This is a genomic window from Tsukamurella strandjordii, assembly GCF_039525985.1.
GTDB lineage: Bacteria > Actinomycetota > Actinomycetes > Mycobacteriales > Mycobacteriaceae > Tsukamurella > Tsukamurella strandjordii.
The window spans coordinates 43,408-69,712 of the sequence record NZ_BAAAII010000001.1 but is presented as its reverse complement, the minus strand read 5'-3'; the positions used below and the strand labels follow the sequence as shown (position 1 = coordinate 69,712).

24 protein-coding genes and 1 riboswitch are annotated in these 26,305 nt (G+C 70.3%); of the genes, 8 read left to right on the top strand and 16 right to left on the bottom strand.

The features are described from left to right. Positions 1-2: 2 nt before the first annotated feature. The 5 genes from ABD108_RS00315 to ABD108_RS00295 form a co-directional block, all read right to left on the bottom strand. Positions 3-1,070, bottom strand: a complete 1,068-nt coding sequence (locus tag ABD108_RS00315; protein ID WP_220655714.1) for an SLC13 family permease — start codon at positions 1,068-1,070, stop codon at positions 3-5. Continuing rightward, positions 1,067-3,133 (bottom strand): excinuclease ABC subunit UvrC, encoded by a 2,067-nt coding sequence (gene uvrC, locus ABD108_RS00310; protein ID WP_220655715.1) that lies wholly within the window; start codon positions 3,131-3,133, stop codon positions 1,067-1,069. Before uvrC ends, ABD108_RS00315 begins: the two co-directional genes overlap by 4 nt. A gap of 46 nt (positions 3,134-3,179) precedes the next feature. Further along, entirely contained in the window at positions 3,180-3,509 is a 330-nt protein-coding gene (locus ABD108_RS00305) for a hypothetical protein (RefSeq protein ID WP_220655716.1), read from the bottom strand. A 65-nt stretch (positions 3,510-3,574) separates the two neighbouring features. Next, the gene (locus ABD108_RS00300; RefSeq protein ID WP_343928934.1) at positions 3,575-5,236 is read right to left on the bottom strand and encodes a long-chain fatty acid--CoA ligase; all 1,662 of its coding nucleotides are present in this window, start codon (positions 5,234-5,236) and stop codon (positions 3,575-3,577) included. A 73-nt stretch (positions 5,237-5,309) separates the two neighbouring features. Then, positions 5,310-5,747 carry a cupin domain-containing protein gene (locus ABD108_RS00295; RefSeq protein WP_343928933.1) on the bottom strand — a complete coding sequence of 146 codons (438 nt, stop codon included), beginning with the start codon at positions 5,745-5,747 and terminating at the stop codon, positions 5,310-5,312. 153 nt (positions 5,748-5,900) lie between these two features. Here ABD108_RS00295 and ABD108_RS00290 point away from each other — a divergent pair, with 153 nt between their 5' ends. The 4 genes from ABD108_RS00290 to ABD108_RS00275 all read left to right on the top strand — a co-directional run bounded on the left by ABD108_RS00290 (position 5,901) and on the right by ABD108_RS00275 (position 11,576). Then, positions 5,901-6,911: a hypothetical protein gene (locus tag ABD108_RS00290; RefSeq protein WP_220655723.1), complete on the top strand. Its 1,011-nt coding sequence runs from the start codon at positions 5,901-5,903 to the stop codon at positions 6,909-6,911. Positions 6,912-6,948: 37 nt separating this feature from the next. Continuing rightward, positions 6,949-8,403: a peptide MFS transporter gene (locus ABD108_RS00285; RefSeq protein ID WP_305112049.1), complete on the top strand. Its 1,455-nt coding sequence runs from the start codon at positions 6,949-6,951 to the stop codon at positions 8,401-8,403. Between the two features lie 102 nt (positions 8,404-8,505). Continuing rightward, positions 8,506-10,086 (top strand): GMC family oxidoreductase, encoded by a 1,581-nt coding sequence (locus ABD108_RS00280; RefSeq protein ID WP_220655725.1) that lies wholly within the window; start codon positions 8,506-8,508, stop codon positions 10,084-10,086. Continuing rightward, a complete protein-coding gene (locus ABD108_RS00275; RefSeq protein WP_343928932.1) occupies positions 10,083-11,576 on the top strand; it encodes an aldehyde dehydrogenase family protein in 1,494 nt (497 codons plus the stop codon). The genes ABD108_RS00280 and ABD108_RS00275 overlap by 4 nt, the downstream gene beginning before the upstream one ends. 1 nt (position 11,577) lies before the next feature. Here ABD108_RS00275 and ABD108_RS00270 read toward each other — a convergent pair whose 3' ends face one another. The 6 genes from ABD108_RS00270 to rpe form a co-directional block, all read right to left on the bottom strand. Next, positions 11,578-12,033, bottom strand: coding sequence for a PH domain-containing protein (locus ABD108_RS00270; protein WP_220655727.1), 456 nt, complete (start codon positions 12,031-12,033; stop codon positions 11,578-11,580). A gap of 26 nt (positions 12,034-12,059) precedes the next feature. Then, entirely contained in the window at positions 12,060-12,536 is a 477-nt protein-coding gene (gene ribH, locus ABD108_RS00265; protein ID WP_220655728.1) for a 6,7-dimethyl-8-ribityllumazine synthase, read from the bottom strand. Next, a complete protein-coding gene (locus tag ABD108_RS00260; RefSeq protein ID WP_220655729.1) occupies positions 12,533-13,783 on the bottom strand; it encodes a bifunctional 3,4-dihydroxy-2-butanone-4-phosphate synthase/GTP cyclohydrolase II in 1,251 nt (416 codons plus the stop codon). The genes ribH and ABD108_RS00260 overlap by 4 nt, the downstream gene beginning before the upstream one ends. Before the next feature lie 2 nt (positions 13,784-13,785). Beyond that, complete coding sequence (locus ABD108_RS00255; RefSeq protein ID WP_220655730.1) at positions 13,786-14,409, bottom strand: riboflavin synthase; 624 nt, start codon at positions 14,407-14,409, stop codon at positions 13,786-13,788. 55 nt (positions 14,410-14,464) lie between these two features. After that, positions 14,465-14,623: riboswitch (FMN riboswitch) on the bottom strand. A gap of 75 nt (positions 14,624-14,698) precedes the next feature. Next, the gene (gene ribD, locus ABD108_RS00250; protein WP_343928931.1) at positions 14,699-15,694 is read right to left on the bottom strand and encodes a bifunctional diaminohydroxyphosphoribosylaminopyrimidine deaminase/5-amino-6-(5-phosphoribosylamino)uracil reductase RibD; all 996 of its coding nucleotides are present in this window, start codon (positions 15,692-15,694) and stop codon (positions 14,699-14,701) included. A 9-nt stretch (positions 15,695-15,703) separates the two neighbouring features. Further along, on the bottom strand, positions 15,704-16,381 hold the full coding sequence (gene rpe / locus ABD108_RS00245) for a ribulose-phosphate 3-epimerase (protein WP_220655732.1): 678 nt from the start codon (positions 16,379-16,381) through the stop codon (positions 15,704-15,706). 149 nt (positions 16,382-16,530) lie between these two features. Between rpe and ABD108_RS00240 the strand changes: the two genes are divergently transcribed. Beyond that, positions 16,531-17,454, top strand: coding sequence for an LGFP repeat-containing protein (locus ABD108_RS00240; RefSeq protein WP_343928930.1), 924 nt, complete (start codon positions 16,531-16,533; stop codon positions 17,452-17,454). 81 nt (positions 17,455-17,535) lie between these two features. On the opposite strand, the gene ABD108_RS00235 is transcribed toward ABD108_RS00240, so the two are convergent. Genes ABD108_RS00235 through def form a run of 3 tightly spaced genes read right to left on the bottom strand, consistent with a single transcriptional unit; the run spans position 17,536 to position 20,368 of the window. Next, a complete protein-coding gene (locus tag ABD108_RS00235) occupies positions 17,536-18,945 on the bottom strand; it encodes an RsmB/NOP family class I SAM-dependent RNA methyltransferase (RefSeq protein ID WP_425579749.1) in 1,410 nt (469 codons plus the stop codon). Then, the gene (locus ABD108_RS00230) at positions 18,891-19,826 is read right to left on the bottom strand and encodes a methionyl-tRNA formyltransferase (protein WP_343928928.1); all 936 of its coding nucleotides are present in this window, start codon (positions 19,824-19,826) and stop codon (positions 18,891-18,893) included. Before ABD108_RS00230 ends, ABD108_RS00235 begins: the two co-directional genes overlap by 55 nt. Further along, the gene (def, locus tag ABD108_RS00225; protein ID WP_305112053.1) at positions 19,826-20,368 is read right to left on the bottom strand and encodes a peptide deformylase; all 543 of its coding nucleotides are present in this window, start codon (positions 20,366-20,368) and stop codon (positions 19,826-19,828) included. The genes ABD108_RS00230 and def overlap by 1 nt, the downstream gene beginning before the upstream one ends. 154 nt (positions 20,369-20,522) lie before the next feature. On the opposite strand from def, the gene ABD108_RS00220 reads away from it, so the two are divergent. Continuing rightward, positions 20,523-21,581, top strand: a complete 1,059-nt coding sequence (locus ABD108_RS00220) for an alpha/beta hydrolase family protein (RefSeq protein ID WP_220655737.1) — start codon at positions 20,523-20,525, stop codon at positions 21,579-21,581. Between the two features lie 83 nt (positions 21,582-21,664). Further along, positions 21,665-23,008: an NADP-specific glutamate dehydrogenase gene (gdhA, locus tag ABD108_RS00215; RefSeq protein WP_220655738.1), complete on the top strand. Its 1,344-nt coding sequence runs from the start codon at positions 21,665-21,667 to the stop codon at positions 23,006-23,008. Here gdhA and ABD108_RS00210 read toward each other — a convergent pair. Both ABD108_RS00210 and ABD108_RS00205 read right to left on the bottom strand, forming a co-directional pair. Beyond that, positions 23,005-24,846, bottom strand: coding sequence for a neutral/alkaline non-lysosomal ceramidase N-terminal domain-containing protein (locus ABD108_RS00210; protein WP_343928927.1), 1,842 nt, complete (start codon positions 24,844-24,846; stop codon positions 23,005-23,007). The genes gdhA and ABD108_RS00210 overlap by 4 nt on opposite strands. A gap of 14 nt (positions 24,847-24,860) precedes the next feature. Continuing rightward, positions 24,861-25,433, bottom strand: coding sequence for an ester cyclase (locus tag ABD108_RS00205; protein ID WP_343928926.1), 573 nt, complete (start codon positions 25,431-25,433; stop codon positions 24,861-24,863). 56 nt (positions 25,434-25,489) lie between these two features. On the opposite strand from ABD108_RS00205, the gene ABD108_RS00200 reads away from it, so the two are divergent. After that, positions 25,490-26,158: a TetR family transcriptional regulator gene (locus ABD108_RS00200; RefSeq protein ID WP_343928925.1), complete on the top strand. Its 669-nt coding sequence runs from the start codon at positions 25,490-25,492 to the stop codon at positions 26,156-26,158. Positions 26,159-26,305: the final 147 nt, after the last annotated feature.

Here is a 26,305-nt window from a genome sequence, read left to right as displayed (position 1 = left end):
GATCACAGGACGAGTACCGCGACCACGGTGGCCGGGACCGCGAGGACGAGGCCCTCGGCGGCGAACCTGCGGGCGGAGACGTGCACACCCGCCCGTGCGCAGCGCTGCCGCCACAGGAGCGTGGCCAGCGATGCCCACAGTGTGACGATCGGAGCGACACCCACGCCGATCAGGAGCGCCATCAGCCGCACCGGCTCCCCTGTCGCTGCCGGCTCCAGCGCCAGGTACGCGGGCAGGTTGTTGACGGTGTTGGCGCCGAGGGCGCCCGTTCCGGCGAGCCGCAGCAGGTCCGACGGTGCGGTGCCCGTGCCCGCAACGTGGCGCAGCACGTCCTCCAGGCCGACAGCGAGGGCGAGCTGCACCGCGGCGAACACCGCGGCCAGGATCACCACCATGCGCCAGGGCACTTCGATGCGGCGGAGGCGATCCGGCGCCCGCACCGCGAGGGCTACCAGGAGGATCACGGCTGCGGCCACGGCGGCGTAGGCCGGTGGCACGCCGAGCGCGAAGGCCGGGCCGAGCGCGAGGCAGACGAGCGCCGCGGTCCGGAACAGGACCGGGTCCGCGGGAGCAGCGAACTCGGGGATCGCGTACCGGCCCCGCAGATCCCGCCGATGCAGCAGCCAGAGGACCGCCACGGTCACGGCGATCGCCGCGAGCGCGGGACGCCAGGACAGCGCCAGATAGGCGTGCACTCCTCCGGGCAGGTGGTAGACGGCGAGCAGGTTGGTGAGGTTCGACACCGGGAGCAGTAGAGACGCCGTGTTCGCCAGCCACACGGTGGTCATCGCGAAGGGCAGCGGCGCGATGTCCAGTCGCTTCGCCATCGCGAGCGCCACAGGGGTCAGGAGCACCGCCGTGGTGTCGAGGCTGAGGGTGATGGTGGCCAGGCACGCCGCAGCGACCACCCACAGCCACATCAGCGCGACCCTCCCCCGCCCCAGCCGGGCGGCCAGCGTTCCCGCGGCCTCGAAGACACCTGCGGTCTCGGCGATCTCGGCGACCACGGTGATCGCCAGCAGGAACACCAGGACGGGCGCGACCTGCGCCACGACGTCGGAGACGTTCACGCGCCGTCGTCGACGCGCAGCGCGTCGAGCACCGTGCGGGCCGTGGTGAGCCCGATCCCGGGAACCTCGGTGATCTCCTCCAGGCTCGCGGTCCGGAGCTTGGCCACGGAACCGAAGTGCCGGATCAGCGCCGTCTTGCGGGTGTCGCCCAGCCCGGGGATCGAATCCAGTGCGCTGCTGGTCATCCGCTTCGACCGCTTGCTGCGATGGAAGGAGATCGCGAATCGGTGGGCCTCGTCGCGCACCCGCTGCAGCAGGAACAGCGCGTCGGAGCTGCGGGGCAGGATCACCGGATCGTCGTCGCCGGGTACCCACACCTCTTCGAGCCGCTTCGCGAGACCGACCACGGCGACATCGGTCACGCCCAGTTCGTCGAGAACGGCCTGGGCGGCGGCGGCCTGCGGCGGCCCACCGTCGACCACGTAGAGGTTCGGCGGATACGCGAAGCGCCGCGGGCGGCCGGTCTGCGGGTCGATCGCGGCTTCCGGAGCCAGGTCGCCACCGTTGTCCGCGGCGGCAGTACCGCCCCCGCTGTCTGCAGCGAGGCCGCCTTCGTTGCCACCGGCGGCGAGATCGCTGCCCGTGTCGGAGGCGGCGACATCGGCTGCGTGCTGGTGCACGTCGGCGCGGTGCCGGAGGAACCGGCGGCGGGTGACCTCGGCGATCGAGGCCACGTCGTCGCTGTGACCGTCGCCCGCGGCCTCCTTGATCGAGTAGTGCCGGTAGTCGGACTTCTTCGCCAGGCCGTCCTCGAAGACCACGAGCGAAGCGACCACATCGGAGCCCTGGATGTGGCTGATGTCCACACACTCGATGCGCAGCGGTGCCTCGTCCAGATCGAGCGCGTCCTGCAGGCCCTGCAGCGCCGCGGACCGCGCGGTCAGATCGCCGGACCGCTTGAGCTTGTGCTGGTGCAGTGCCTCGGCGGCGTTGCGCTCCACCGTCTCCATCAGGGTGCGCTTATCGCCGCGCTGCGGGATGCGCAGGGAGACACGCGATCCGCGCAGCTCGGTGAGGAGCTCCTGCACCTCGTCGGCGTCGTCCGGCAGGACCGGCACCAGGACCTCGCGCGGGACGGGGTTGACCGCACCGTCGCCCGATTGCTTCGCCCGGTCGGCCTCCTCGCCGTAGAACTGGGCCAGGAACTGTTCGACGAGTTCGGCGTTCTCGTTGCCCTCCGCATCGCCCGGCTTCTCGACCACCCAGCCGCGCTGGCCGCGCACGCGCCCGCCGCGCACGTGGAAGATCTGCACGGCGGCTTCGAGATCGTCGGTGGCGAAGGCGATGACATCGGCGTCGGTACCGTCGCCGAGCACCACGGCCTGCTTCTCGACGGCCTTGCGGAGCGCGGAGACGTCGTCACGAAGGCGGGCGGCGCGCTCGAAGTCGAGGTCCTCCGAGGCGGCCAACATGTCGTTCTCGAGCTGTTTGATGAGGTTGTCGGTCTTCCCGGCGAGGAAGTCGCAGAAGTCCTCGACGATCTGCCGGTGCTCGGCGGCGGTGACGCGGCCGACGCACGGCGCGGAGCACTTGTCGATGTAGCCGAGGAGGCAGGGGCGGCCCATCTGATTGTGCCGCCTGAAGACCCCCGCCGAGCAGGTGCGGGCCGGGAAGACCCGCAACAACAGGTCGAGGGTCTCGCGGATGGCCCAGGCGTGGCTGTACGGCCCGAAGTAGCGCACGCCCTTCTTCCGCGGACCGCGGTAGACGGACAGGCGCGGGTATTCCTCGTTGAGGGTGACCGCGAGCATCGGGTAGGTCTTGTCGTCCCGGTAGCGGACGTTGAACTGGGGGTCGAACTCCTTGATCCAGTTGTATTCGAGTTGGAGGGCCTCGACCTCGGTGCTCACCACGGTCCACTCGACCGAGGCCGCGGTGGTCACCATCTGATAGGTGCGCGGGTGCAGGCCGTAGACATCGGCGAAGTACGAGTTGAGGCGGCTGCGCAAGGACTTGGCCTTGCCCACGTAGATCACGCGGCCGTGCTTGTCCCGGAACTTGTACACACCGGGCTGGGTGGGGATCGTCCCCGGTGCGGGACGGTAACTCTGCGGGTCGGCCACCCGTCCAGCGTAGGACGGGTGGCCGACAGTTTCGGTCGCGGGCGGGTCAGCCGACGGGAATCCAGGCCGGTCCGAGCCAGAATCCCCAGTGGTTCTTCTTCGCATCCCAGATCGGCGTGCGCCAGGCGCTCTGGTGGAAGACGGGGCCGGGCCGCCAGTTCGGGTTGCCGCCGTTGTTCTGCGGCATAGCCCGCGCCGGGACCTGGCCGGGCCTCGGCTGGGCCGCGGCGTTCGCTGCGGGCTTACCGGGTTGGGTGACGCCCACGCCCGGTTGACTGGGCGCGGCGGATGCCATGCCAGCGGCGACGGAGCCGGCGCCGCCGATCACCGTGACGCCGAGGAGGGTGGAACCGATCATCTTCTTCATCGTGGTCATGGGACTCAGCCTGTCCGGCGCTGCTGGACACAGGCCCCGGGCGACCTGAGGATCGGCTGGACGCGTCAGTCGGTGAGCACGTCGAGGTCGCCGTCGGCGTGCTGGGCGCGCAGCACCTTCTTGTCGAACTTGCCCACCGAGGTCTTGGGAACTTCCGTGATGAACGACCAGTTGTCCGGGATCTGCCACTTGGCGAACTTGCCGGCGAGGTGCTCGCGGAGCTCGGCCACCGTCACCGTCGCGCCCGGTTGGAGGACGACGGCCACGAGGGGACGTTCGTCCCACTTGGGGTCGGGCACACCGATCGCGACGGCCTCGAGCACGGACGGGTGCGCCATCACCTCGTTCTCCAGCTCGACGGAGCTGATCCATTCGCCGCCGGACTTGATCACGTCCTTCGAGCGGTCCACCAGGGTCACGTAGCCGTCGGCGGAGAGCTTGCCGATGTCGCCGGTGCGGAGCCAGCCGTTCTCGAACTTCTCGGGTCCCACGGGATCGGCGCCCTCGGGGCTGTAGTACCGGCCCGTGACCCAGGGGCCGCGCACCTGGACCTCGCCGAGCGACTCACCGTCGTTCGGGACCGGTTCGCCGAGCTCGTCGACGAGGCGGCCCTCGACACCGGGAAGGAAGCGGCCCTGCGTGTTCCGGTACTTCCAGGCGTCGTCGCCGGTGACGCCCACGGGCGGCCAGGCGATCGAGGCGAGCGGCGAGGTCTCGGTCATGCCCCACGCCTGCACCATCTGCACGCCGTAGGTGTCCTGGAGTTCCTTCGCCAGGCTGAGCGGCACCGCGGAACCGCCGCAGGCGATGTGGCGAAGGTGGCTAATGTCCTGCGGGTGCGAGGCGAGGTGGTTGACGATGCCGATCCACACCGCGGGCACCGCCGCGGAGATGGTGGGCTTCTCCTCGGCGAGTAGGCGCGCCATCGGCTCGGGTTGCAGGTACCGGTCGGGCAGGATCAGCGAGGCGCCGGACATGAGCGCACCGAAGGGCGTTCCCCAGCTCATGGCGTGGAACATCGGCACGATGGGCAGCACGGTGTCGGTGGCACCCATACCGAGTCCGTAGGTGGCGCACACCGTGGTGGAGTGCAGCCAGATGCTGCGGTGGCTGTACATGACGCCCTTGGGGTCCCCGGTGGTGCCGGAGGTGTAACAGGCTGCGGCGGCGGCGCGTTCGTCGATGTCCGGCCAGTCGTAGCTATCGGCCTGGGCGGCGAGCAGGTCGCGGTAGGCGTGCACCTGGACACCCGCCGGAGCCTCGATCGCGCCGGTGTCTCCGTCGACCACGATGATGTGCTCGATCGTGGTCATACCGCCGAGTGCGGCGTTGAGCTGCGGGATCAGGCTGCCGTCGGTGATGATCACCCGGTCTTCCGCGTGGTTGGCGATGTAGGTGATCTGATTCGGGAACAACCGGATGTTCACGGTGTGCAGCACCGCGCCCATGGCGGGGATCGCGACGTAGGCGGTCATGTGCTCGTTGTTGTTCCATTGGAAGGTGCCCACCCGGTCGCCCGGCCGCACGCCGAGGGCGGCCAGCGCGTTCGCGAGCCGCGCCGCCTCCCGGCCGAGCTCGCCGAAGCTCATCCGGGTGGTCTTCTCCGGGGTCCAGGTGGCCACCTCGGAGGTGTCCGCGTACCAGGTGGTGGCGTGTCTGAGCAGCGTCGCCAGCGACAGTTGCTCGTCTTGCATGGTGGACATCAGGGGCAGGATCCGCTCGGCCATGCGACATGCGTACCGCATGCCCGACGGTCCGCGGCCCGGATTCGGTCATGCGGCACGAAATCCGCGCGAGGCGTCAGTCGCCGAGAAGGCGAAAGTCCTCGAAGTCGAAACCGGGTGCGACGACGCAGCTGACCAGAACGGGACCGTCCACCGGTTGGGCGCTCTGCCAAGTGCCCGCGGGAACGAGGACGGTCAGGGCCTGCCCGGCGTCGATGTCCGGCCCGAGTAGTACCGACTCGGGAGAGGTCGACGGGGTGGCGCCGCTACCACCCAAGCGGAGGTCGATGGTCCCACCGCCCTGCCACAGCCAGAGCTCGTCCGACCGGACGGTGTGCCACTGCGATCTGTCGTCGCCGCCGAGCAGGAAGTGGATCGCGGTGGCCACGGACCGCGTGGCGCCGTCCGTGCGGGAGACCGTCTGGTCGCTGCGCCAGTACTCCCGGAATCGGCCGCCCTCCGGGTGGGGCTGCAGGCCCAGCTGCGTTGCGATCCGGTCGGCGTCGAAGGTCACCCTGGTCTCCTCGAGGTTTCGAGCCGGACACTCCTCGACTGGTCCGACGCTCGTCGACTGTAAGCACAGTCGCCTCACCACCGCATCGCGTGCGCGGCGCACCGGGGCCGGAAGTCTCGGTACATTTGCAGTAGGTACAAGGAGGGGGTTGCGATGGCGGAGACGGTTCCACAGGAGATCGCCGCCCGCGTCACGTCGGCGGCGGACGCGGTGATGGTCGGTCGCGAGCTGGCACAGGTGGCGGCGCGCGATGCATCGTCCTACCTCGACGGCATCCGCCCCGCAGCGGTCGACGACGCCTACCGGCGCTACACCGCCACCAACAACCCGGCCTACCTGGCATCGTTCCAGCGCAGCGCGATGAATCCGCCGAACCGCCGGACCGGACTCTGGGTCACCCTGATCGTCGCCGTCTTCATCATGGGTGGTGTCGTCACCGCGTCGGCGGCCGGTGCCTTCCTCTTCCTGCTGCTGGCCTGCGCGGGTGTGGTCGGATTCAACATCTGGCGCAGTGCGCAGCAAAAGCATCGGCTCGAGGAGCGCGAACGGGCCCGTCTGGCGGCGAACCCGTGGCCCTTCCAGGCCGACCGCGTGCCGGCGTACAACCCGGGAGCGGAACCGGGGAACACCCGGGTCGAGACCCGGCTGCTGGGGCTGGCGGTGCTGCTCACCGAGGAGATCCGTCGCTCCCCCGCGTGGAACAACCCGATCCTCGACCAGCACCGGGTGCGCATCAATCTCGACGCCACGCTGCAGGACATCAGCCACCGCGCCTACCGGGTGTGGAAGCTGCGCACCGACACACCGCGACCGTCGGGCGAATCCACCGTGACCCCGGTCCTCGCGGAACACCTCGACGAGTACACGACCGCCGCCCGGATGGCCGAGAACGCGTTGCGCGACCACGTGGCCGCGCTCGCCGAGTACCTGGGTGAGCTGCGCCCCGTCGAACGGCTCCTGCACGATCTGCAGCTGCTCGACCGGACCAACACCAGCGCGCACCGCGAGCTGCTCGATCAGCTGTACCGCGATGCCGTCGGCAACGAGGCCGATGCGCGCCGATTCCAGCAGCACGCCAACGAACTCCGCGATCTGCAGGCGAGCCTGGACACCCAGTTCCACTTCCTCCGGGAACAGGTCGCACGCACCAACCTGCTCCGCTGAGCACACGCCGACCGCCGGTTCGTGATTTCATCTTCCGATGACCACGACCCCCGGTTACAAACACGACACCAGGTTCTTCGGGCACCCCTGGCCCCTGGTGAATCTGTTCAGCGTCGAGATGTGGGAGCGCTTCTCGTTCTACGGGATGCAGGCGATCCTGGCGTACTACCTCTACTACTCGGCCGGCGACGGCGGCCTCGGCTACGACCAGGGCACCGCGCTCGGCATCGTGGGTGCCTACAGCGGTTTCGTCTACCTCTCCACGATCGCCGGCGCGTGGGTCTCGGATCGCCTGCTCGGCGCTGAGCGCACGCTGTTCTACTCGGCGATCCTGGTGATGGCCGGCCACATCGCGCTGGCGGTGCTCCCCGGCTCGTCCGGTGTGATCGTCGGCCTGGTGTGCGTGGCCATCGGCTCCGGCGGCGTGAAGGGCAATGCCACCAAGGTGGTCGGCGACCTCTACGAGCCCGGCGACACCCGCCGCGACGCCGGCTTCTCCGTCTATTACATGGGCGTCAACCTGGGCGCCTTCATCGGGCCCCTGCTCACCGGCTATCTGCAGGACACGGCGGGCTTCCACTGGGGCTTCGGCCTGGCCGCGGTCGGTATGGCGCTCGGCCTCGGGCAGTACGCGCTCACCCGCACGATGCTCCCCCGGATCAGCCGCATCGTGCCGAACCCCGCTTCCACCAAGGACATCCAGTTGGTGGCGGGTGTCCTCGTCGCCGCGATCGTCCTGGTCGCGGTCCTCATCGCCACCGGTGTGATCCGGGCCGACAACCTCGTCGACGCGGTGATCATCGCCGTTGCCGTCATCTCGATCGGCTACTTCGCCTTCCTGCTCCGCAGCAGCCGGGTCACCCCGGACGAGCGGAACGGGGTGCTCGCCTTCATCCCGCTGTTCCTGTCCCAGGTGGCCTTCTGGGCGCTGTTCCAGCAGCTGTTCTCCTTCGTCGCGGTGTACGCCGACGATCGCCTGAACCGGAACATCCTGGGCTGGGAGTTCCCCGCCTCGTGGATCCAGTCCGTCGACCCGGTCTACGTGCTGCTCTTCGCGCCGGTCTTCGCCGCGCTGTGGACCAAGCTCGGTTCGAACCAGCCCAGCACGCCGATCAAGTTCGCGATCGGCACCGTCGGGATCGGCGTCGCCTTCCTGGCCTTCCTGCTGATGCCGCCCGGTGCGAACACCGTGCCGCTGATCGGACTGCTCGGCATCATGCTGATCTTCGCGCTGTCCGAGCTGTGCATCTCACCGGTGGGATTGAGCGTGTCCACCAAGCTGGCGCCGCACGCCTTCCCCGCCCAGATGGTGGCGCTGAACTTCCTGTCGATCAGCCTCGGCTCCGCCCTCGCCGGCCGGCTGGCCACGTTCTACGACGAGACCAACGAGGCGCCCTACTTCATCGTCCTGGGCGGCGTCGCGATCGCCATCGGCCTGGGCGTGGTGGCCCTGACGCCGCTGATCAAGCGCCTCGCGCCCGCCGTGGCCTGACCGCACCGTCGGGGCGCTGAGAACCTCGCCGATTCGCCCGGACCGACCCCGTCCGGGCGGGTACGTTCGGGGCAGACGACCTGAACGAGGCGAGGAGCGCAGGTGCCTTCGGACGAATACGACTACATCGTGGTGGGAGCGGGCAGCGCGGGGGCCGTGATGGCCGCGCGGCTCACCGAGGATCCCGGTACGAGCGTGCTACTCCTGGAGGCCGGCGGGGAGGCGGATGCGGACGAGATCCAGATCCCGCTGGCCTTCGCCTCGCTGTTCAAGACGAAGTGGGACTGGAACTACACCACCACCCCGCAGAAGCACCTCGACGACCGGACGACCTACTGGCCCCGGATGAAGGCGCTCGGTGGGTGCTCGTCCATGAACGCGATGATCTACATCCGGGGCAACCACGGCGATTACGACGCCTGGGCGAACGAGTACGGCGCCACCGGATGGTCGTACGACGAGGTGCTGCCGTACTTCACCAAGGCCGAGGGCAACACCAGCCTCGGCGATCGATACCACGGGACGACGGGGCCGCTCAACGTCGAGGACCGGGTGTACACCCATCCGCTGGTGCACGACTGGGTGGACAGCGCGGCGGCCTTCGGCATGGAGCGCAACGGCGACTTCAACGGTGCCGGCCAGGACGGCGCCGGCCTGTACCAGGTCACCTGCAAGGGCGGGCGGCGCTGGTCCACCGATAAGGCCTACATCGAGCCCGCCCGGACGCGGCCGAATCTCACTGTGGCGCTGGGTGCCACGGCGCGGCGCATCGACTTCGACGGTGACCGGGCCACCGGGATCACCTTCGCCCAGGGGGGCGGCGAGCATTCCGCGCGGGCCCGCAAGGAGGTCATCCTGTCGGGCGGTGCGGTGAATACGCCGCAGCTGCTGATGCTCTCGGGTATCGGCCCGGCCGAGCACCTCGCCGAACACGGCATCGACGTGCGGGTCGCATCCCCCGGCGTGGGCGATAACCTGCACGATCACCCGATCGTCCCGGTGATCTTCGATACCCACGGCAGCACCGACCTGATGGAGGCGCAGACGCTCGGAAACCTGGTGCGCTGGAAGGTGCGCGGCACGGGACCGCTTGCGTCCAACGCGGGTGAGGCGGGCGGATTCTTCCGCTCCCGCGACGATCTGGACCTGCCCGATCTGCAGTACCACGTGATGGCATCGGGCTTCTACGACAACATGCTGCACGAACCCACCGAGCGCGGATTCGTCTGCGGTCCGACGCTGGTGAACGTGGCCAGCCGCGGGCGGCTGCGGCTGCGGTCGAAGAATCCGGACTGGCACCCGTCGATCGAGCCGAACTACTTCGAGGCCCCGGAAGATCTGGAGGCGATGCTCGTGGGCACGCGCTCCGCCTTCGAACTGTGCCGGCAGGGACCACTCGCCCGGCACCTCGGCAAGCCCTGGCACCTCCCCGAATCCCCCACCGAGGACGACTATCTCGCACACATCAGGCAGTACGCGCAGACGCTGTTCCACCCCGTCGGCACCTGCGCCATGGGCTCCGGCGAGGACTCCGTGGTCGACCCGCAGCTGCGGGTGCGCGGCACCGAGGGACTGCGTGTGGTCGATGCCTCGGTGATGCCGATGATCACCCGCGGCAATACGAACGCCCCCACCATCATGATCGCCGAGAAGGCGGCCGACGAGATCAGGAAGTCAGCATGACCGCAGCAGAGACCAAGACCTTCGATTCCCTCAACCCACGCACCGGCGACGTGGTGGCGAGTTACCCCGTCCACTCCCCCGATCACGTGCATGCGGTGGTCGCCCGCGCCCGGGAACAGGCCGACTGGTGGCAGGAGCTGGGTTTCGAGGGCCGCAAGCACCAGCTCAACAAGTGGAAGGGCGTGATCACCCGCCGGATCAACCAGCTCGCCCAGATCGTCCACGACGAGACCGGTAAGCCGCACGGCGACGCGCTGCTGGAGGCCGCCCTCGGCATCGATCACCTGGGCTACGCCGCCTCGCACGCCAAGAAGGTCCTCGGCCCCAAGCGGGTGTCGTCGGGCCTGGTGATGGCGAACCAAGCGGCGACGGTGCGCTACCACCCGCTCGGTGTGGTCGGCGTGATCGGACCGTGGAACTACCCCGTCTTCACCCCGATGGGCTCGATCGCCTACGCGCTGGCCGCGGGCAACGCCGTCGTCTTCAAGCCCTCCGAGTACACCCCCGGTGTCGGGGTGTGGCTCGCCCGCACCTTCGAGGAGGCCGTGGGCCGTCCGGTCCTGCAGACCGTGACCGGCTTCGGCGAGACCGGCAACGCGCTGTGCACCTCGGGCGTGAACAAGCTGGCCTTCACCGGTTCCACGAACACCGGCAAGAAGGTCATGGCCGCGTGCGCGCAGACCCTCACGCCCGTGGTCATCGAGGCCGGCGGCAAGGACGCCTTCCTGGTGGACCGGGACGCCGATCTCGACGCCGCGGCGGACGCCGCGGCGTGGGGCGCCTTCGCCAACGCCGGCCAGACCTGCGTGGGTGTCGAACGCGTCTACGTGCACAAGGACGTCTACGACCCGTTCCTGGAGAAGCTGGTCGCGAAGGCCCGCGAGGTCACGGCGAACTCCTCGGAGGACTCCAAGATCGGCCCGATCACGATGCCGAGCCAGCTGCCGATCATCAAATCGCACATCGACGACGCTCTGGCCCGCGGTGGCCGCGCGCTCGTCGGTGGCGCGGACGCGGTCGGCGAGCGGTTCGTGCAGCCGACGGTGCTCGTGGACGTCCCGGAGGATTCCCTCGCCGTGACCGAGGAGACCTTCGGCCCCACGGTGACGGTCGCCAAGGTCGACACCATGGACGAGGCCGTCGAGAAGGCGAACGCCACCCGCTACGGCCTGGCCGCGACGGTCTTCTCCAAGGCCCGCGGCATGGAGTTGGCCGACAGGATCCGCTCGGGCATGGCGTCGGTGAACGGCATCATCACCTTCGCCGGCGTGCCGAACCTGCCCTTCGGCGGCGTCGGCGACTCGGGGTTCGGCCGCATCCACGGCGCCGATGGACTCCGCGAGTTCAGCTACGCCAAGGGCATCGCGCGCAAGCGCTTCACTCCGCTGCTCAACCTGACCAGCTTCGCGCGCACGAAGGCGCAGGAGGGGCAGCTCGCGCAGATCGTGACGCTGCTGCACGGCCGGCAGGGCACGATCGAGAAGAAGTAGGTCAGCGGCCCTTGTAGTGATCGACGAGTTCGCGGGCGCGGGCGCTCGACTGCACCGCGTACTCGCCGTCACGGGCCTGGATCGCCCAGATGGCGACGAACTCGTCCTGCGGCAGCTCGACGCGGGCGAACGCCGACCCCGGCGGGAAGCTGATGCCCTGCACCACGTCCCACGGGTAGGTGTTGTCGTTGAGCAGGTTCCGCACGGACACCCCGTCGGGACCGATCCGCAGCCGCGGCCGCGTGAACAGCAACGCGCCTCCGGCCAGGATGAGGCCGATCAGCGCCATGCCCACCTTGTCGTCGGGCCGGAACAGCGGCCCCGTGTCCCCGCCCGTGGTGAGCAGCAGACCGACGGTGCCGTGCCCGATGATCAGCACGATCGCGATCGTCCAGGCGTACACCTTGATCTTGCGGGGGCGCGCCTCGAACGTGGGCTGCGTGGTCGCGTCGGTCATCACGCGTCCGATTCTACGGAATCGGGCTACGCGGACCGCAGCCTGCGCAGGGTGAGGGCGGTGTCGAGGGCCGCGGAGGCGGCCTGTTCGCCCTTGTCCTCGGCCGAATCGGGCAGGCCCGCGCGGTCGAGGGCCTCGGCCTCGGTGTTCGTGGTGAGCACGCCGTTGCCCACGGGGACACCGGCGTCGAGCGAGACCCGCAGCAGGCCCGCGGTGAGCGCGTCGCAGACGTACTCGAAGTGCGGGGTACCGCCCCGGATGACCACGCCGAGCGCCACCACGGCGTCGTGGGTCTTGGTCAGCTCCTGCGCCACGACGGGCAGCTCGACGGCCCCGGCCACCCGCTCCACGGTGATCTGCCGGACGCCCGCGGCCTCGGCGGTGCGCCGGGCACCGGCGAGCAGGGCCTCGCACACGGTGTCGTGCCAGCGCGAGGCGACGATCGCGAGCTTGAGGTCCTGCGCACCGTCGAGGGTGATGTCCGGGATGCCAGCGCCGCTCACGCGGTACCTCCCTGGTGATCGAAGTGGTCGAGGTCGCGCATGTCGTGACCCATCCGGTCACGCTTGGTGCGCAGGTAGTGGATGTTCTCCGCGTTCGCCCGCAACGGCATGGGGACCCGCTCGGTGATCTGCAGGCCGTAGCCGTCCAGCCCCACCCGCTTGGCCGGGTTGTTGGTCAGCAGCCGCATCGAGGTGATGCCGAGATCCACGAGGATCTGTGCGCCCAGCCCGTAGTCGCGGGCGTCCGCGGGCAGCCCGAGCTGCAGGTTCGCATCCACGGTGTCGGCGCCGCCGTCCTGCAGCTGGTAGGCCTGCAGCTTGTGCATCAGGCCGATGCCGCGGCCCTCGTGGCCGCGCATGTACAGCACCACGCCGCGACCCTCCTGCGCCACCATCTCCATCGCGGCGTCCAGCTGCGGTCCGCAGTCGCAGCGCAGCGAGCCGAAGACGTCGCCGGTCAGGCACTCGCTGTGCACGCGCACCAGCACGTCGGCGCCGCCGTCGGAGGTGATGTCGCCCTTGACCAGCGCGACGTGCTCGACGTCGTCGTGGATCGAGGTGTAGCCCACGGCCTGGAAGTCGCCGTGCGCCGTCGGGATCCGGGCGGACGCCACCTGCACGACGTGCTTCTCGTGCTTGCGCCGCCACGCGATGAGATCGGCGATCGAGATCAGGGCGAGGTCGTGCTCGTCGGCGAACACCCGCAGCTCGTCGGTCTGCGCCATGCCGCCCGGGTCCTTCTCCGAGACGATCTCGCAGATGACGCCGGCGGGGGCGAGCCCGGCCATCGTGGCCAGGTCGACGGCGGCCTCGGTGTGGCCGGGGCGGCGCAGCACGCCGCCCTCCTTGGCGCGCAAGGGCACCACGTGGCCGGGGCGGGTGAAGTCGTCGACCGTGGAGCTCGGGTCGGCCAGCTTGAGCATGGTGGTGGCGCGGTCGGCCGCCGAGATGCCGGTGCCCACGCCCGCCTTGGCGTCCACGGTCACGGTGTAGGCGGTGCCGTGCTTGTCCTGGTTGGTGGCGTACATCGGCGGCAGGCCGAGCTTGTCGCAGGTGGCGCCGTCGAGCGGCACGCAGAGGTAGCCCGAGGTGTAGCGCACCATGAAGGCCACCAGCTCGGGCGTCGCCTTCTCAGCGGCGAAGATGAGGTCGCCCTCGTTCTCCCGGTCCTCGTCGTCGACCACGACGACGGCCTTGCCCGCGGCGATGTCGGCGATGGCGCGTTCGATGGAATCCAACCTGGCCATGGTTACTTCTCCTCCTTGAGCGTCACGAGACGCTCGACGTACTTCGCGACGATGTCCACTTCGAGGTTGACGACGGTGCCCGGTTCGGCCCCGCCGAGGTTGGTGAGGTCCAGCGTGGTGGGGATCAGCGAGACCTCGAACCAGTGCTGAGCGTCGTCGCCGGGTACGCCCCGGCCGAGCGCGGAGACGGTGAGCGAGACGCCGTCGATGGTGATGGAGCCCTTCTCGACCACGTAACGCGCCAGGGACGTGGGCAGCGCGAGGCGCACCACGGTCCAGTGCTCGGACGGGGAGAGGCTGATCACGTGGCCGGTGCCGTCGACGTGGCCCTGCACGATGTGGCCGCCGAGCCGCGAGTTCACGGCGGCGGCGCGTTCGAGGTTGACCCGGTCGCCGGGGCCCAGCTTGCTCAGCGAGCTGCGGCGCAGCGATTCCTCCATGACATCGGCGGTGAACGCACCGTCGGCCACCGTGACCACGGTGAGGCACACGCCGTTGACGGCGATCGAATCGCCGTGTTTGGCGTCGGAGGTCACGAGGTCGCCACGCACCGTGAATCGGGCTGCGTCGGGGAGGTCGTCGCGGGCGGTGATCACGCCCAGTTCTTCGACGATGCCGGTGAACATCCGCCGCTCCTGCCACTTCGGCCCAGGGCGGCACGAAAAACGCGGGAACGGCCCGCGTAGTTCTCTTTCATCCGGACTATGACCGTCGGCTCCGGAATCGCACCGGAATCTGCTGACCCCCACCTCACGGTGGGGCGCTCGCGGGCTCGGCGACCGGAACTGTCCGGTCGCGATTACCGCCGGTGGGGAATTGCACCCCGCCCTGAGAACTTCCGCTTTCGACGGTAGCACTCGTTCATCGCCACCCCAAGTGTTGGGTTCACGGCGCACGAAAGGGAAGGGTCCCAGGTCAGCGCAGCAGTGTGAGCAGGACGTCGTCGCCGATGCGCTCGACGGCGTGCAGCCGCAGCCGCAGCGCGTCGTCGAGGGTGCCGATGCCGGGGACGGTGAGCGCGGACAGTCCGGCGCCGAGCAGGACCGGGGCGATGTAGGCCTGCACTCGGTCCACGAGACCCGCGGCGAGGAAGGCGCCGATCACGGTGGAGCCGCCCTCCACCTGGACGTGCGCGGCGTCGGCCACCGCATCCAGCGCCGCGTGCGGATCGTGACCGTGCACGTGAACCACGTCGCCGGGCCCGTCGAAGATGCGTGCTCCGGAAGGGATTTCGCGGTCGCCGACCACGATGCGGGCGGGCTGATGCGGATACAGCGAGCCGTCGGGGCGGCGCGCGGTGAGCGCGGGATCGTCGGCGAGCACGGTGCCGGTACCCACGACGATCGCGTCCAATCCGGCGCGTTCGGCGTGCACGCGCTCGCGCGCGAGCGGGCCGGTGATCCACCGACTCGTGCCGTCCGGAGCCGCGATCCGGCCGTCGACGGTGGCGGCGAGCTTGACGGTGACCATCGGTCGCCCGTGGCGTTGGCGGAACAGCCATTCGGTGAGCGGCCAGGGCTCCGTGTCGAGGTGGATCACCTCGACACCGGCGGCGCGGAGGGTCTGCGCTCCCCCGGCGGCGGCCGGGTTGGGGTCGGCGGCGGCGTAGGCCACGCGGGCGATGCCCGCGGCGAGCAGGGCCTGCGTGCACGGGCCCGTCCGGCCAGTGTGATCGCAGGGTTCGAGGGTGACCACGGCGGTGCCGCCGCGCGCGGCGGCCCCCGCCTCCGCAAGGGCGACCACCTCGGCGTGCGGCCCACCCGCGGGGGCGGTGCGGCCCCGTCCGGCGACGGCGCCGTCCGCCGCCAGGATCACGGCACCGACCGGCGGGTTCGGCGTGCTCACGCCGCGCGAGGCCACCGATTCCTCGACGGCGAGCGCGAGCGCGGTATCCAGGTCGACCGGAGTCACGGGGCGCCGCTACGCCCGCGGTGTCGCCGCGGCCTGCGCGCGCAGCTTGCGCACGGCCTCGGCGGGGTCGGCCGCGTTGTAGACGGCGGAACCGGCCACGAAGCAGTCGACACCGGCCGCGGCGGCCTGCTCGATGGTGTCGGCGTTGATGCCGCCATCGATCTCGACCAGGAGCTTCAGCTCGCCGGAATCGACGAGCCGGCGGGCGGCGCGCGCCTTGTCGAGCACGTCGGCGATGAAGGACTGGCCGCCGAATCCCGGCTCCACGCTCATGACGAGCAGTGTGTCGAACTCCTTGAGGATCTCGATGTAGGGATCGAAGTCGGTCCCCGGCTTGATCGCGAGGCCCGCCTTGGCGCCGGCGGCGCGAATGTCCTTGGCCACGGCGATCGGATCGTCGGTGGCCTCGGCGTGGAAGGTCACGTTGTACGCGCCCGCCTCGGCGTAGGGCGGCGCCCAGCGACCCGGATCGTCGATCATCAGGTGGCAGTCCATCGGGATGGTGGTGGCCTTGAGCAGGCTCTGCACCACCGGGAGTCCGAGGGTCAGGTTCGGCACGAAGTGGTTGTCCATGACGTCCACGTGCACCCAGTCCGCACCCTCGGGGCCGCCGACGGCGTCCACCTCGGCGCCCAATCGGGCGAAGTCGGCGGACAGGATGGACGGCGCGATCATCGGCGAAGACATGCGTCGCATTCTATGGCCCGCGGGCGGCCGGACTCCCGCCCGTCCGACGCGCGATGGGCGACACATTGATCTAACAACGCCACTTTAGTAACATCAGCAACATTAGTCACACGGGTAACGCCCGTGCCGTCGATTGTTGAGAGGTCGTCATGCGGATCGCACGCACCTTCGCCACCATCACCGCGATGGCGGCGGCCACGGTCATCGCCGCGGGCCCCGCCCTCGACGAGCCCACCGCCGCGCCGGTCCCGGCGGTCCCCGTCGCCGCGGCCCCCGCCGCACCTGCGGCCCCCGCTGCCGCTCCCGCCGCACCCGCCGTTCCCGCGGCCGCCGCACCCGGCACCGCCCCGGGTCTGGTGTCGACCGCGAATGCGATCCCGGCGAGCGCGCAGCCGGCGCTGGCCGAGCTCACCAAGATCCCCGGGGTGCAGCAGATCCTGGCCACCGGACAGCTCCCGACCACCGACGTGGCGACGCTGGTGAAGATGTTCGGCAGTGATCCCAACGCGCAGAAGCTGATCGCGCAGGTCCTCGCCGGACAGACCGCCACCGCGACCACCCCGAGCACGCCCGACGAGCCGCTGAAGTTCCCGGTGACCGGCGCGATCAACGAGGCCTTCACCAAGGACGGCGGCCAGAAGAAGTACGGTCAGCCGCTCGGCGTCGAGAAGGACATCCCCGGCGGCGGCAAGGTCCAGGAGTTCGCCAACGGCGCCATCTACTGGAACCCGAAGGTCGCCAACGGCAAGGCCGCCGGCGTGGTCGGCGCGATCCGCGATGCCTACATCAAGGAGGGCGGCCCCGCCGGCAAGCTGGGCTACCCCCTGATGAGTGAGCTCAGTGTGGGTGGCGCGACGCCGGGGTCGATCGCCGGTGCGTACAACGATTTCGAGAAGGGCTCGATCGTCTGGTCGCCCGAGGGCGGTGCCCAGGTGGTCTCCGGGAAGATCAAGGAGCAGTGGGTCAAGGGCGGCGGCGCCTTCGGCGTCGGCTACCCGAAGGGCCCGGCCAAGCCCGGTGCCGGCGGCGCGCTGACCCAGGAGTTCACCAAGGGCGGCGTCCTCAAGGCCTGACCCCGCCCCATCTGCCGATTGAACACCGTTACGGAGAACGAAACCGCAGGTCGGCTTCCTCCGTAACGGTGTTCAATCGATTCAGGACTTGCGGAAGGCCTGGAAGAACATCGCATCGGTGCCGTGCAGGTGCGGCCACAGCTGCACGTGCGGCCCGTCGCCCAGCGGCAGGTCGGTCTCAGGGACGAGCGGGCGGGTGTCGATCGGTTCCAGCCCGGCTGCGGCCAGCAGCTTCTCGTCGGTGACCACGTCGATGGTCTCCGCGACGTGCGGCGAACAGGTCGCGTACAGCACCACGCCACCCGGGCGCGTGAGTTCGGCCGCGGCGGTGAGCAGTTCGCGTTGCAGCACGGTCAGCTGCGCGACATCGTCCGGTTGCTTGCGCCACCGGGCCTCGGGTCGCCGGCGCAGCGCCCCCAGCCCGGAACAGGGCGCGTCCACGAGCACGCGGTCGTATCCCGGCTCCAGTCCGGACGCGCGTCCATCGGTCACGTGGACGTCCACCGGAAGGCCCTTGGTCGTCTTGCGGACCAGCTCCGCCCGGTGCTCCGCGGGCTCGATCGCATCGACCCGCGCCCCGTCGATCGAGGCGAGCGAGCCGAGCAGTGCGGCCTTGCCGCCCGGCCCCGCGCACAGGTCGAGCCACCGTCCGCCGTCCTCGCCCTCGAGCGGCGCCACCGCGAGCGCCCGTGCGATCAGCTGGCTGCCCTCGTCCTGCACACCGGCCAGCCCGTCCCGGACCGGTTCCAGCGCACCGGGATCGCCGCCGGGCAGGTACACCGCGTAGGGCGAGAGCCGACCCGTCTCGCCGCCCACGATGAGCGCGAGCTCCTCGGCCGAGATCTCCCCCGGCCGCGCCACCAGATGCACCGGTGGGCGGGCGTCGTCGTCGGCGAGCAAGGCCTGGAGCTGCCCCATCGAACGGATACCGTTGGCGCGAAGTGAGTCCCAGAACGCATCCGCGATCCACCGGGGATGGGCGTACTGCACCGCGAGGTGCCCGACGAGATCCTCGGCGGCCGACGGCGCGAGCTTGGCGACCCAGGCGTCCTCGTCGGCCTTGGACACCTTGCGCAGCACCGCGTTCGCGAATCCGCCGGCGCCGCGACCGGACGAGGCCTTCACGGCTTCGACGGTCTCGTCGACGGCCGCGTGGGCACCCACGCGGGTCCGCAGCAGCTGATAGACGCCGAGGCGCAGCGCATCCAGGACCGGACCGTCGATCTCGTCGACGGTCCGGCCCGAGGCGTCCTCGATCACCGCGTCCAGGAGCCCCTGCGCGCGGCACGCGCCGTACGTGAGCTCCGTCGCGAACGCGGCATCGCGCCCCTTCAGGCGCGCGGAACGCAACAATCCGGGCAGCACCAGGTTCGCGTAGGCACCGCGCTCCCGGACGGCGGCCAAGGTCTCGAGCGCGGCTTTGCGCGCGGGGTCCGTCACTGGTCCACTCCGATCACGAGGCCGCTCTCCAGGCGGGCGCCGCGCGCCCAGTCGGCTGCGGGCATGGGCTTCTTGCCGGGCGGCTGCACGGTGCCCAGCCGGACCGGTGCGGTCGCGGTGCCCGCGAACACCTCCCGCTTGGTGACGCGGAGCTCGCCGGGGGCGAGCGGCTCACCGTCGACCTCGACGGTGACCGGCCCCAGCTTGAGCCGCGTATCGCCGTGCTGGACCCACGCCCCCGGGGCGTCGGTCATGGCACGGATGTGCCGGTCCACGGCGCCGGCGGGCAGGTCGAATCGGACCCGGGCGCCCTCGACGGTGACCTTGGGGGCGTGCGTGACGCCGTCGGTCGCCTGCGGGACCGCGGACACCGCTCCGGCCTCGACCCCGTCGACAGTGCGGCGCAGCAGCTCGGCGCCGTGCTCGGCGAGGCGGGCGAGCAGCACCGTCGCCGTGTCGTCGGGCCGGATGCGCTCGGTGAGGACACCGAACACCGGACCGGTGTCGAGCCCCTCCTCGATGCGGAAGGTGGATGCGCCGGTGAGCTCGTCCCCGGCCTCGAGGGAGGCCTGGACGGGCGCGGCTCCGCGCCACGCCGGGAGCAGCGAGAAGTGCAGGTTGATCCAGCCGTGGACGGGCACGTCCAGCAGGTCGGGCGGGATCATGCCGCCGTAGGCCACCACCGGGCAGCAGTCCGGTGCCAGAGCGACGATGGCGTCCCTCGCCTCGGGGGCGCGCAGGGTGGCGGGCGTGAGGACGGGGATCCCCGCCTCGTCGGCGACCTGCCCCACGGGGGAACGACGGACGCCGCGCCCCCGGCCCGATCGCGCATCGGGACGGGTGAGCACACCCACGACCTCGTGCTCGGAGTCGAGGAGCGCACGCAGTGCCGGGACCGCCGGCTCGGGGGTTCCCGCGAACAGCAGCCGCATCAGGAGCGTCCGCCGATGGCGGCGCCCTCGCCGAGCGTGGTGGCGGGGTCGGTGAACCAGGGCGCGGTGCGGATCGCCTTCATCGCGCGCTTGCGGTCCTCCGGCTCGAGCCGGGACAGGAAGAGCACCCCGTCGAGGTGGTCGGTCTCGTGCTGGATGCACCGGGCCAGGATCTCGGTGCCCTCGATCGTGATCGGCTCGCCGTGCACATCGACGCCCTCGGCGATCACGTTCAGGTGCCGCGTACAGGGCTCGAGGATCTCCGGGATCGACAGGCATCCCTCGGGGCCGGTCTGCGTCTCCTCGCCGACGGCCCGCCACACCGGGTTGATGATGTGGCCCTCGCGGCCGCCGCAACCGAACACGAAGACGCGCTTGCTCACGCCCACCTGGGGCGCCGCCAGGCCCGCTCCGTTGTGATGGTGCATGGTCTCGATCATGTCCTCGACGAAGCGCGCGAGGTCGTCGTCGAAGACCGTCACCTCGTCCGCGCGGGTGCGCAGCACCGGGTCGGGATAGATGCGGATGGGTAGAACGCTCATTCCTCCATTATCCAGCCTCGACGCCGCGCCCCGCCCCCGGTCCGCGACGCCGTGCCGCGCCGTGCGTCACAGGGCTTGTGACTTCCACACAGGGTTGCCTTAGAATTCGGACGAAGCGCCATGAGACCGCCCCGCCGGGCGAGAGAGGGACGACGTGCATTTCGCGCGCGCCCGGCGGCCGATGATCGGTGCCGCCGCCTGCATTGCCGTGCTGTTGAGCGCGGGTTGCACCACGACCGATGAGACGGGTCGCGGTGCGCCTTCGTCGTCCCCGTCCGCCGCTCCCGTCTCGTACCCGCCGGTCAGCCCGGCGGCGATCGTCGGCAAGTACCCGGTCACGCAGCCGCAGCGCATCGTCTACACCGTTCCCGACGGTTGGTCCGATCCGGTGCAGAACTACGGCGAGCTGTACCTGCCCGTGGCCCCCGCGGTCGCACCGAATCCCTCGGGCGGCCCCCTGGGCGCACGCGGATCGTCCCCGGCGTTGCCGGAGCAGATCCCGGTGGTCGTCCTGCTGCACGGCGGCGGCTGGCGCACCCCGTCGGTGGCCGCATCGATGTCGGAGATGGCCCGGTCGCTGGTCACCCACGGCGTCGCCGTCTGGAACGTGGAGTACCGCCGGATCGGAGCGGGCGGCGGTTACCCGATCACCCTCACCGACACCGCGGCGGCGATCGACTACCTGCAGACGGTGAAGTCCCAGTACGCGCCGAATCTCGACCTGAAGAACGTGGTCGTCGCCGGACATTCCGCGGGCGGTCAGCTCGCCGTGTGGGCATCCGCGCGATCGATGCTCACACCCGGTGCCATGGGCAGCGTGCCGGCGGTGACGCCCGCCGCCGTGGTGTCCATGGGCGGTGTCCTCGACATGCGCCGCGCCGTGGCGGACGGCAACGTGAACACCCGACTGTTCCTCGGCCTGCCCGATGAGTTCCCGCAGCAGTTCGCGGTGGCCGATCCGATCCAGAACATCAACCCGAAGGTGCCGGTCACCTGCTACAACGGCACCGCCGACCGGATCGTGCGCCCCGAGGGCTGCGAGGCCTTCATCTCGGCCCTGCGCGCGAAGAACGGCCGTGGCGAGGCAGTCCTCCTCCCGGGCGCCGGACACAACGTCTACCTCCCCTCGCAGTCCCAGAACCGCTACTGGCCCGTGGTCCAGCAGGCGATTCTCGGGTACACCGACGAGTTCCGTCCGCGCGGGGGGCGGTGACCGCGCAGCGGTGACCCGGCGAGCGGGTCGACCGGCGCGACGTGATGGCGAGCCGGTGACCGGCTCGCGGAAGGGAGTGCGCCATGGCGCATGTCGAGGGTCGTCTGGGGTTGCTGTACGAGGAGGTACTGCGACGCAATCCGGGTGAGGCCGAATTCCACCAGGCCGTGCGAGAGGTGCTCGAGAGCCTCGCCCCGGTGGTGGTCAAGCACCCGGAGTACGCCGACGCCGCGGTGATCCACCGCATCTGCGAGCCCGAGCGACAGATCATCTTCCGTGTTCCGTGGCAGGACGATTCGGGCACGGTGCGACTCAATCGCGGCTTCCGGGTGGAGTTCAACTCGGCGCTCGGCCCGTACAAGGGCGGTCTGCGTTTCCATCCCTCGGTGTACCTGGGCATCGTGAAGTTCCTGGGCTTCGAGCAGATCTTCAAGAACTCGCTCACCGGCATGCCCATCGGTGGCGGCAAGGGCGGCTCCGATTTCGATCCGAAGGGGCTCTCCGACAACGAGATCATGCGCTTCTGCCAGTCCTTCATGACCGAGCTGTACCGGCACATCGGCGAGTACACCGACGTCCCGGCAGGCGACATCGGTGTGGGCGGGCGCGAGATCGGGTACCTGTTCGGGCAGTACAAGCGCATCACCAACCGCTACGAGTCCGGCGTGCTCACGGGTAAGGGACTCACCTGGGGCGGTTCCCGGGTGCGCACCGAAGCCACCGGCTACGGCGCAGTCTTCTTCCTGAACGAGATGCTCACCGCCCGCGGCCAGTCCTTCGAGGGCAAGCGCGTGGTGGTGTCGGGCTCGGGCAACGTGGCCGTGTACGCCGCCGAGAAGGTCGAGCAGCTCGGCGGCGTCGTGGTCGCCTGCTCCGACTCCTCCGGTTACGTGGTCGACGAGAAGGGCATCGACCTGGACCTGCTCAAGGATGTCAAAGAGGTTCGCCGCGAACGGATCTCGGTGTACGCGCAGGAGCGCGGCGCCCTCTTCGTGCCGGGCGGATCGGTGTGGGACGTGCCGTGCGATATCGCGCTGCCGTGCGCCACGCAGAACGAGCTCGACGGTGACGCCGCCGATCGCCTGATCAAGAACGGGACGGCCTACGTGGCGGAGGGCGCGAACATGCCGTGCACCCCCGAGGCCGTGCGCCTGTTCGCGGAGGCCGGGGTGGCCTTCGCGCCCGGTAAGGCGGCCAACGCCGGTGGCGTGGCCACCAGCGCCCTGGAGATGCAGCAGAACGCCTCCCGCGATTCCTGGTCCTTCGAGTACACCGAGGACCGGCTCGCCTCCATCATGCGGGGCATCCACGATCGCTGCCTCGAGACGGCCGACGAGTACGGCAGCCCCGGCGACTACGTGACCGGCGCGAACATCGCCGGCTTCATCCGCGTCGCCAACGCCATGCTCGCGCAGGGCGTCATCTAGCCCGCTCCGCGCACCGTCACCGGCCCGGACCACACGTAGTGGCCGGGCCGGTGGTGCGTGTACCCCACGCGGTAGACCCCGTCGTCGAGATCGCGGACGCGCACCGTCGCCCGGAATCCGGACCGTCCTCGCGTCCAGTCGATCTCGGTCTGCGGCGAATCATCGCCGGCGATGTGCTCCCATGTCTCGCGCACGCGCCGCTCCACCCGGGCGTAGTCGGCCGGGATCGTGCGGTTCGGGTGACCGCAGGCGAACTCGACGGTCAGCACCGGGTCCGACGGCGCCGGGCTCCGTACCGCGGTCACCCGGACCGGGCGCGGCCGGCTCAGCAGGGTGCTCCCGGCTGGCGAGCCCAGCCGCGCCGCAGCGCGCCGGGCGGGCGGCGTACCGGGAGCGCCGACGCGGCCGGCGACCAGGTCGCTCGCGAGCCGAACCGCGGCCTCGGTGAACGCCGCCAATTGATTCCGGCCGAAGATGGTGCTGCCCGCCTCGTACCGCTGCGCGTCGTACTCCTCGGGCGTGGTGAGGTAGTGCGCGTAGCCGTTCGCGTATCCCTGTATCAGCACCGCGGTCTCGGCGACGCCGAGCTCCGCCGCAACCGCGGCCCGCAGTCGCGCACCGGCGGTCACCGTGACCTCCACGGGCAGGCACACCAGGTACAGGTCTCCGATCCGGATGAGCTGCACCGGAAGCCGCTCCTGCACCCATCCCATCACCCCGACCGGAAGCAGCATCTCCTTCGGCGATTGGCTCGCGGCCAGGCCGGGCAGCCGCCGGTACAGCGCCCGACTGATCACGCCCACCCGGTTGCCCAGGCCCTGCCGGAAGGCGGTCGACCCGATGCCGTCCGTGGTGCCCGCGGCGAAGGCGGCACCGAGCACGGCGCGCCCCGTGGGACCGTCTGCTGTGATCGCCGCTCCGAAATCGACGTAGGCGAGCCGGTGGTCGAGTACTGCGGGCTGCGGCTCCCCGGGACCGTCGGCGAGTGCCTGCGCGGCGAACAACTGGCGGCGACCGATCTCCGCGGTGTTGCTGCGCTCGTCGTCGGTGGGACCCTGTCCGGCGGCACCGTCGAGATTGGGCGAGATGTCGCCGGAGTTGCTCTGCGCGAACGCCGCGACGAATCCCGGCACAGGCGAGCGGCGCTCCCATTCGGCGGCGGCCCAGCCCTTGTTGTCCGAGCTGATCAGGCGGTTCCCGTTGGTCATCGAGGTGCAGTGCACCGCGAACCAGTCGACCGCCGCCGCGAGCTCACCGTCCCGTTCGAGGCGCAGGAGCGTGACCGCCGGGTCGATCCGGCCGGGCAGCGCCGCACGATCGGGATTGCGGTCGAACGAGGTGGGGCTGCGATTGACGGAGGCGTTGCGGAGTTCGCCGCGGGAGAGCGAGAGCGCGACCGGGGCCAGAGCCGCCTCGGCGTCGAGCACCGCGCGCACCACGCCGTCGACGAGCCGCGCGAAGGTCCGGCGGTGCTGTCCCAGCGTAGTCACGTTGTACAGCGCGTGACGGCCGTGTCCGCCAGGGCCGCAATGGGTATGGGTCGCCGTGAGCACGGTGTTGGCGGCGGTGAGCCGCCCGGATGTGGCGGCGGCGAGCCGGTCGGCGATCTCGTCGACCGCGGCTTGGAAGAACATGCCGATATCCGCCACCACGTACGCGACGCGCCGCTCAGCACCGTCGGGCCCGGGGGCCGCGAAGACGAAGGCCCGCGCCCACTGCCGGGTGAGCAGGCCGCGACTGCGCTGCCCGGGCATGCCGTAGCCCATCATGCCGACGCCCCACGGTTCCCCCGTGACATCGATCTTCGACCACCCGGCCCGGAACACCGTTCGATCCACGCGCCCGAGCGTACTCAGTCGTCGAGCGCCGGCGGGACGGTCCGCGACAGTCGCGGATCGGGCGCTCCCCCGCTCACCCGCACTGCGCCGAGCAGCACCCGGCCCAGCTTCAGAAGTCCGCGCGGACTGCGGGGATTCAGACCGCCGATGAGCTGCCGCAGGATGGTCAGCTGGTCGAAGTAGATCCGCTCGGTCACGAGGTTCTCCGCCTCGTCGAAGACGAAGTAGGCGGTCATCCGGGTGCGGTGCCGCGACCCCGTGGGCGGAATGGCGCCGAGCGGTCCCCGGTGGGTGCCGAGCAACCAGAACTCGACGACGACGGCGTCGATGCTGTGCCGCAGGGCGATGATCTCGTGATCCTGGTCCGGGAAGGCGGTGCGGGTGTCGGCGTAGTAGTCGCGCACCTCCCGGTCACCGTCGTGCACCGTCATCTGCGCGATGAGCTCGTAGTGCGGATGCGGGAAGGTGGCGAGGGTGGCGTCCCAGTCCTGCCGGACCTCGTCGTGGAAGTGGTCGAGTACCAGTTTCTCCCGGGCGCGCAGTACGGGTTCGGGGGGTAGGACGAATCGCGATGCGGAGGACGGCATCACACCAGGATATCTCCACGGCGTGGAGATATCGAGTATGCGGCACAATGTCCGGCATGTCCTCCACCGCACCACGCCGCGGGCGCCCGACGAAGAACGAGGCGCACCTGTCTCGTTCCACGATCGTCACCGCCGCGCTGGCACTGATCGACAGCGAGGGCGTCGGTGCGGTCAGCATGCGCACCGTAGGACGCCGGCTCGGCGTGGATGCGAAGAGCCTGTACCACCACGTGGCGGGTAAGGAGCAGTTGCTCGACGCGGTCGCGGAGTCGATCCTCGCATCGATCGAGGTGCCGGTGCCCACGGGCGATCTGCGCACCGACCTGCGTGCTGCGGCGCACGCCTTCCGCGTCCAGGCCCTCTCCCATCCCCAGGCCGCGACGCTGGTACTCACGCGCCAGCTCAAGTCCGTGCGCTCGCTCGCTCCCGTCGAGGGTGTGCTGCACATCCTGTTGACCGCGGGCTTCGATGCCGACGAGGCCGTGAACATGCTCCGCACCATGCTCGCCGCTCTCATCGGCACCCTGCTGCGCGAGGTGAACGCGGGCCCCACCTACGGCACCACGGACACCGCCGGCATCGCCGCCCGCGCCGCCGATCTCACGGAGGCCGGGCTGCCGTCGATCCGCGCCGTGGCACCGCAGCTCGCCCGCTTCGATGCGGAGGCGGAGTTCGACTACATGATCGACGCGGTGGTCGACCTCATCGTCGCCCGACGCGCGTGACGCGCGGCCCGTCGCCCGGGAACCGGACGATGGAGTCGATCCGCCGGGCCGCGGCGGAGACCCGGACCACGAGGATCACGGCGCATCCCTCCTCCACCTCGACGCGCCGGGTGACCGCTCGGCGCGGCGTACTACCGGCCACGACAT